This is a genomic window from Rhodococcus sp. C3V, from assembly GCF_029269915.1.
Lineage (GTDB): Bacteria > Actinomycetota > Actinomycetes > Mycobacteriales > Mycobacteriaceae > Rhodococcus_F > Rhodococcus_F qingshengii.
On the sequence record NZ_JARJBE010000035.1, the window covers coordinates 1 to 7918 of the forward strand.

Annotated in this window: 4 protein-coding genes; 1 reads left to right on the forward strand and 3 read right to left on the reverse strand. The window is 62.6% G+C overall.

The window, feature by feature from the left end; all coding sequences use genetic code 11:
• The first annotated feature begins 369 nt into the window (after positions 1 to 369).
• On the forward strand, positions 370 to 570 hold the full coding sequence (locus tag P3G66_RS31525) for a hypothetical protein (protein WP_276117853.1): 201 nt from the start codon (positions 370 to 372) through the stop codon (positions 568 to 570).
• Between the two features lie 67 nt (positions 571 to 637).
• On the opposite strand, the gene P3G66_RS31530 is transcribed toward P3G66_RS31525, so the two are convergent.
• The 3 genes from P3G66_RS31530 to P3G66_RS31540 form a co-directional block, all read right to left on the reverse strand.
• Positions 638 to 1027 carry a nuclear transport factor 2 family protein gene (locus P3G66_RS31530; protein ID WP_276117854.1) on the reverse strand — a complete coding sequence of 130 codons (390 nt, stop codon included), beginning with the start codon at positions 1025 to 1027 and terminating at the stop codon, positions 638 to 640.
• Between the two features lie 1217 nt (positions 1028 to 2244).
• Complete coding sequence (locus P3G66_RS31535; RefSeq protein ID WP_276117855.1) at positions 2245 to 3927, reverse strand: ABC transporter ATP-binding protein; 1683 nt, start codon at positions 3925 to 3927, stop codon at positions 2245 to 2247.
• A gap of 20 nt (positions 3928 to 3947) precedes the next feature.
• A complete protein-coding gene (locus P3G66_RS31540) occupies positions 3948 to 6464 on the reverse strand; it encodes an ATP-binding cassette domain-containing protein (RefSeq protein WP_276117856.1) in 2517 nt (838 codons plus the stop codon).
• Positions 6465 to 7918: the final 1454 nt, after the last annotated feature.

A 7918-nucleotide genomic window follows, 5' to 3' on the forward strand; every position in this document is an offset into this window, starting at 1 on the left:
ATCAGGGCGGAAGGATTCTCATAACTTGCGGCTCACTTGATGGGGGTCATGCCAGCCGAGCCCCACTTTCAACATTAGTAGGGCGCTAATCATATGACGAGGCGAACGAGCAGCGATCGTAAGATCGTTATGCGTCGGCGAATCGAGCGCGGCCGAACCAACCGCCCGTGTTGCCTCGACGTGACCGCACCGAGCGGCTTCGGGAGAGTTGGTCACACTCAAACGATGGTGCTCAGCGCTGTCGAATCGCTGGACCAATATGTGCATACCAATATGAGCATATAGGTCAGCGGCGGCGTCGAGACCCAATCGTTTCTCATCCGCTTGTCCGAAGAATCCGGCCTTCCGAGACGGAAGAGCGATGTTTTCGTGGCCCCGCTGGTAGATGCAGATGACCGATCAGCAGCGGTTGCGCTGGAAGCCCAATTGCCGACTACATATCCTGTTGCCGACCGAATCCGCGACTTTTCGGTGCGAGTCGCCGACGTGGACTGGCTCGGACACGCCAAGAACGCGGTTTTCCTGCAGGCGATGGAGGTCGTGCTCGCCGACCACCGAGACCTGATCTGAGGCCCGTATCGGACGATCATCGAATTCGCAAAGCCGCGTCGTCGAGATCGCTACGATTTTGGCTGGCTTAGCGTGCGTTACCGAGCTTTGCATCTTCCTTGTTGCCGCTGATCAGGAGGGTGAGCTCTTCGACACGTTGGAACCGGCCGTCGGGTGCGTGCTCGCCGAAGAGGTACACCTCGGTCACGACGCGCCCTCCGTCTTTCTTCTCGATGGTGACGGTGTGACGGTCGGCGTACAAGTGTCCGGCGACAAGCTCCTCGTGCACGGTTATGGACCCATCGGCGACGACACGGCGCAGGTGAGTGATGTGAGCAGCGAACGTATTTCGGTCGTCCCATTGTCTGTTCGTGCGCTGGCGGTAGTTGTCACTGAAATGCTTGTCTATCGCCTCGTCCACCGAGATTCCTGGGTTGAAGATCAGGTCGTCGAGGGCGGATTTGATATCTGTTGCCATGGCTCATTTCTCGTGTCTCTCGTCGTTTACGTGCGATGCGCACGTATCTGACGGTATCAAAAATGCGTGCGCTGCGCACAGGTAAGGTAGAGAGAATGAAGTCCGGCTTTGATGACGGTCGCGCAGGTGCAGTGGTAGCCGAGGCGTTGGGCACTGTGCTGCAGCGGCGCCACCGGAAGCACCTCTACGCCCGACTGACACGCGACGTAGGAGATGGGGTGGACGCCTCGACTTATCCGCTGCTGAGTGGGCTTGCGCGAGTCGGAGCCTGTAGTGCGGCGGAGTTGGGCCGCGAGATCGGACTCGATCGGTCAGGGGTGAGCCGCCGCGCGACACGACTTGAGGTCGCCGGATTGATTTCCCGCAGAACAGATTCCGCAGACACTCGCGCCGTAAGACTCGAACTCACATCTCGAGGACAGGCGGCGGTCGCGACGTTGCGAATGCGGCTTGCCTCCGAAATCGACGCACTGTTCGAAGGCTGGTCAGAGAGTGAAACACGCTCGTTCGCAGAAGGTTTCGTGCGTTTCGTCGAGTCTGAGCTTTTCGCTCTATAGATTCGGCCATGGCAATGGCCGAATCCGGGTCGAGGCGCCGACGGCGGGCGCCTCGGCGACACTTTTTGATGTAGTCGGAGCCCTGGGCAAGGCGGTCTTGGGCGAATCGCATTGACTGATCGGGGTCGGTGGCGACAGCTTCTTCGGGAGCGAAGCGAGCGTTCGTCCGGCAAGACCGATCGTAGGTCAGCCGGGGTTGGACTGCAGAGGTCTGTAAACCCCTCCGAATCGGCGGTGTCGCGCAGTTGATTCCCATCCCGGCTAGGGTTCATCTGTGGACGGGTGTGGAGCAGTTCGTGGAGCCGCCGCGCCCAGCTGCTGCGTGGGACACCGAGCTGACTACGGATTGCATCGACACCAGCACGGTAGAGACGTGTCCTCGACCGCTCCGGTAGGGCGTGCGCCCCTCGGCTGTTTGGTATTGCGAAGTTGGCAGGAGTACTCGACATGGCGACAGGGGTGTGACTCGCCCGATTTGAGGGAAGGTATCACCATGGCCGAAAAAGCCTCTCCCACATACTTTGTCGTGATGCCCTGCACCGGAGAACGCGCGGGTACGAGTGCTTCACCCATTACGTCCAAGGCAACGGGGACCGCTGCTGCCTGCGAGGACCGATAGTCCAATCGGATGCGGACTGGCTCGAACGGCAGTTCAGACGGCTATACCTGCCAGCCTTCTGAGTCACGCCACCGCGCCCACAGGTTGGCGAAGACGCCACCGCGTTCCAGTAGTTCGTTCGTGTCTCCGGAATCGACGATCCTGCCGCCGTCGAGAACTATCACCTGATCGGCCAACGACACCAGCGCGGGACGGTGCGTCACGATGACCGTCGTGTGCTGTCCGCGCGTCTCCTCGAGAGCATCGATGACGGCCCGCTCGGTGATGACATCGAGTGCCGAAGTTGCCTCGTCGACCAGTAGCAGGCCGGCCGGTTTGGCGAGTGCTCGGGCTAGTCCCACGCGCTGGCGCTCACCACCGGAGAGCAAGTTCCCGCCCTCGCCGACTCGGGAGTCCCATCCTGCCGGAAGCGAGTCGAGGACCTTACCGAGTTGCGCCCTATCAGCGAGCGTCGCGAGGGCGACAGCGTCGTCGATGCCGACATTCTCCCTCAGCGTCCCTGGCCGTAGCTGAGTGGTCTGAAAGACCACGGACGAGCCGGCAAGACGCGCCGGTGTCGGTACGGGTACGTCGTCGACCAGCACCTGACCCTCGGCCGGCTCGCGGAGCCCGGCGATCACGTCGAGGAGGGTCGACTTGCCGGCGCCCGACGTGCCCACGATCACCGTGATGCCACCAGGCGGCAGGACGGCGTCGACGTCGCTCAGCGCGCGAGTGCCGTCCGGGTAGGTGTAACCGACACCGCGTAGGTCGACACGCGGAGCGCCAGACACCGGTTCGACAGTGCCCCGCCCCTGGGCGAGCGCGGCCCCATCTTCGACCACCAGTTCGGCCACCTCGCGGAACACACGCGAGCCGTTCGCGATGGCCGGTCCCAGCAGCGACAGCGATCCGACAACTTCAACGATTCGCAGCAAGACGACGATCATGGCTGCTGCGGTGGACCCGCTGATCTCGTCGGAGATGTAGAGCGACGCTGTGGTGACGCCGAAGGCGAGCAGGGTGAGCTGCAGGATCACACTGAACAACAGCTCGCCGGGGACCGTCCACGTGAGTAGTTTCAGGCCCCGACGCCGGGATTCGTTCAGCACCTGGTTGACCGTGATGGTGCCGGCGCCCGAGCCGCGCAGCGTTGGCTGTGCCCAGGCGAATTCGAGGACACGATCATCGAGCTGCCGGTTCGTATCGGAGAACGCTTGCTCCGACCTAGTGATGATCCGTTGAGAGGCGCGCAGCGCCAGGACAAGCGCGATACCGCCGACCAGCGCGACCAGTGCCAGCTTCCACGAGACGAACAGCAGTATCAGGGCCAGCAGCGGTACCAGCATCGTTGCATGAATCAGTGGTGACCCTAGAAGTACAACAGATGAAATCGATTCCGGCGCTGACACCGCGACGAGGTCTCGAAGCTTCGACGCGCGCTCTGAACGGAGTTGCCCAGGATCGAGTCGCCGGATGCCGTTCAGACCAGCCTCGGTGATGGTGTCGATAATGATGAAGCCCAGATGGAGCCCGGCGCGCAGCGCGAACCGGTCGGCGGCCCAGACCATCAGGAGCATTCCAACCAGCAAACCCACCCACGGCCAGGCGTCGACGGGACGCTCCCCGAACAACGCCCGTAGCACCGGAACGAGAACGATGACGGATGCTGCTTGCAGAATGGTGGAGAGGATCGTCAGGGATAAGAAGCGGATCCGCGAGCCGCGCGCCTGCTGTCCGGTCACAGTTACAAGATCGTGGTAGATCATGCGGTAGCTTCCATTCCCTGGTCCTGCATGCGGGCGTAAAGACCGCGCTGTGCCACGAGTTGGTCGCAGGTGCCCCGCTCGACAATGTGGCCCTCGTCGAGGACCACGATCTGATCGGCGTGCGCAACGGTGTGCAGCCGGTGAGCTATCACCAGCACGGTCCGTCCCGCCAGGAGCTTCGACAGACCTTGCCGCACCTCCCACTCCGAGTCAGGATCGGCGGCCGCGGTGGCTTCGTCGAGTATCACCAGGCGTGGGTTCCCCAACAGTGCCCGGGCGATCGCGATCCGCTGGCGTTGACCGCCGGACAGGCTGTCGCGGTCTACGACAGTGTCGTAGCCGTCCGGCAACGCCTCGATCTCTCTGGCGATGTAGGCGGTACGCGCCGCCGCAGCGATTTGTTCGCTGGTGGCGGCGGGATGTCCCAGCATGATGTTTTCGGCCACAGTGCCGTGCACCAACTGCACGTCCTGCAGAACGACCGCGACATGACGACGCAGATTGTCTTCGTTGATGGTGCGCAGATCGGCGCCGTCGAGTGTGACTGATCCCTTGTCTGGATCCCACAGGCGTGCGGCGAGTGCGGCGACGGTCGACTTGCCGGCACCGGAGGGGCCGACGATCGCGGTGGTGCTGCCCGGTGGGAGTGTAAGGGTGAAGTCGTTCAGGACGAACTGGCCGGGTACGTACCCGAACGACACGCCGTCGAACTTCAGGGCGGCCGGTCCGGTGCCGGCGGGCATCGGACTCTCACCCGCAGGCAGTTCTGAGGTGCTCAGCAGCAGTTCGAGGCTGGACTTCGCGTTCATTCCGTCGCGCAGTCCGCCGACGGCGAACCCGGCGCCGACGAGGCGGTCGCCCAGCGAGGTGCCCAGGACCAGGAACGGCAGGATGGCCATGGACGGCATCCAGCCGACGGTGATCAGCAGGGTTCCCGCGAGGGTGATCACGACCATCGACGTCACAGGGCGGTTGAGCTGAATCATGGTCGCCTTGGCGCCGACGGTCTCCAGCTGCCACTGCTTCATGAAGTTTCGGACTTCCGTCATCTCAGTCGGAAGGTCGACGGTCGTGCTGTCGCCGAAGACCCGGCTCACCGGCTGTCCGGCGATGTAGCGTTCCGCGTCTCCCGGCAGGGTTGCGTTCCAGCGCAGCATCTGCGTCATCCGCGAGCGGTCCATCGCGGCCAACCGGAACGTGATGGCGAGGTAGCTGAATACCGGCACCAGCAGAACAAGTGCCAGCGTCCAGTTCACGGTGAATAGGTAGATCAGAATCGCTAGTGGAGTCACAATGGCCGTCGCCAGATCGGATACCGCGTGGGTGATCAGATAGTGCAGCGCACCGATGTCGTCCTTGGCGAACTTGCGCACCTCCGACGGTCGGCGTCCCTGGAACCATCCCAGTGGCAGCCGGGTGAACTTCTCCATGACCCGGTGGCGCAGCGCGCTGGCGTAGTACTGGTCGTAGGCGTGCAGGCCCACCATGAGTGTTGAGGTGAGTAGCGCCCCGACAACCAAGACGATGGCGCCGGTGACTCCGACCCGCACCAGTTCGTCCCGGCTTGCGCCCTGGACGAAGTGTTTTGCAAGTTCGGAGAACAACACCAGTGGAATGACGGCGAGTGCCGCGAGTACGACGGCGATGATCGTGCTCAGAATGAGTGCAGGCCTCGCCGGGGCGAGAACCGAAAGTTCCCGGCCGCGGGCGCGCGAGGCCTTGAGCATCTCCTTCTGGCTCTCGAAGGCAGGGGGTGGGGCCGCCTCAGCGTTGCTGTCGTCCTGCTGCTGCGCCTGTGCGGAGGGCTCGATCTCAACGATGTCTGCGGTCTCGGCCTCCTTGCCCATGGCTCGGCCGCGGATCCAGTACGCCTGCGCATGCATGGTGCCTTTGTTGTGGTCGTCCTCCAGCGTCAGCCGTGACCGGACCAGACGGGTGGCGGTGGTCTCGGCCGCCACGAACGACTTCCAACCCTGGAAACTCTCGTTGCCGAGCGCGTCGACCAGTGCGCGTCCGTTGTCGCTGCCGCGAACCCAGGTCACCTTGAGCAGCGGGTGCTCGGGGAACGGAAGGTCCTTGTCGCCGTCGTGTGTGTACTCGAAGAAAACCCGAACCGGCACAGACTCGTCGGCCTCCGCGATGATCGTGGTCATGGCCGGCCACGAGGCCGCGTCGCCGAGGAGCAGATACCCTGCTGGTTGCGGGTCGTCGATGTCCCAGCCGTCGCCGCCGAGTCGTTGCACGATGATCCGGTCGCCTTTTTCGGCGTGCTTCGCCCAGTAAGATGCAGGGCCGGCAGGCTCGTGGGTCAGAAAACACATTGAGAAGCGACCCGCCGTCGGATCCGGATCCATCAGCGTGTAGGCACGCTGATGGAGCTTGCTGCCACCTCGTGGGTCCGGCAGCCAAGCTCGCACCCAAGCAGTAGGCTTCTCTCCGTCTGGATACAGCAATGTCTCGCTGACGAAATCGACCCTGATCACCGACGACCCGACCGGCTGTACCTCGGTCACCGTGACGATATGGTCCTTCGCTCCGACGACCCGCATTATCGCGCCCTGTAAACCCCTGCCCATCCCCTGACCTCCACTAAAGTTAGGCTTAGCTTACATTGGTGGCGGTCGTCAGGGGTGGTGCTTGCGTGGTGTGATCTTCGCCGGCGCCGGCCGGACACACCCAGCCGCAATCGCGGAACTGGAGTAAAGGCGTGAAGGGCTGCTTTCGGCAATGGTGGGGGGCGCGTCACCGAGCTGCAACCTGACCGAAACGCGAACCCTGACAACAGTATTCATGACACCCCTAATGCCGAACTGGTCATCCGTGGGGTTCCCAGAGTCGAGTACACGCGAACTGATCACCGGCTCGGTCGGTAAGCCGCGACAGATCGCGCGCAGAGGTTCTTCTATCTTCTCCTGCGCGTTCGGCTCGACGGTCACTGTCCCCGAATACTGTGGTCGGCGATCTGCCCCTGGGCTGTGTCGCCCTGAGAACTGTGCAGCGCCGTTCGGAGCGTCGACATGTCTTGTGATCGAGCAGAACACTGATGTCGAAAGTTCTACCCTCCCACTCCTTCGCGCTGCGTACTATCGTCATAGGTGCACGGTCTTTGTGCGTCGGGGAGCCTTGATCCGGGGAACGTGCAGCTCTCTCCGGGGCTGGTGCGCAGACCTGTGCTCGGCGGGAGCATCCCGACACAGCTCGATCGCAGCCCAGGCAGTGTGCGTGTGGACCCAGCCGCACTACCTTGCATCACGACACGAAGGATGCGATACCACAACAGCGATCACGAAGATCAGACACCACCGTGATCGTTATCGCCCAGCCTCGACAGGCGGTCTTGTTGCCGCGTCCGGGCTCGGAATCGTGATGACGGCGACGACGGTGGTGTTGTTCAGGGGCGGATTGGCTCTCACGCGATGGTGGATTGCGGGCGCTGATTTACCGTCACTCTGTCACACGGCGTTGCGATGTAACTCGATATCGCTCACAGTGAGTCAGGCCGAGGGAAGTTTGCTCTCACGTCACGATCTTACTGTCACGCTCTCGGCCCGACCGCATCACAGGTGGAGTCGGTGGCCTCGATTGACACGCTCGTCGAGACTTTGAGGGCATGGCGATGAATCCTCGCCGGGCGGGCACGGCTCGCAGTTGTTGCAGCGAGCAGTATCGGTCGGATGATGCATTGGTTTTTCGCGGTCTCGGGTGCCTCGGGTATGACTTCCTGCAAGCCTTTATTTGACGAGTTCGGACCGGGAACGATTAAATGCGGTCCGACCCAGACTTTGGTCTGTGGCTTCCTGATGGCCCATCTCGTTCTTGAGACGGGATAAGAGGAGTGGACACAAAGCGCACGGACGGGTTTCCGAGAGGCCCAGGATTCAGGGTTTTACAGGCTAAAGGGTGCCGCCCGCTGCGCTCGGTGCACCGGTGGTGTCACCGACGGTGCTCATCTCGCGGGACACGAAGT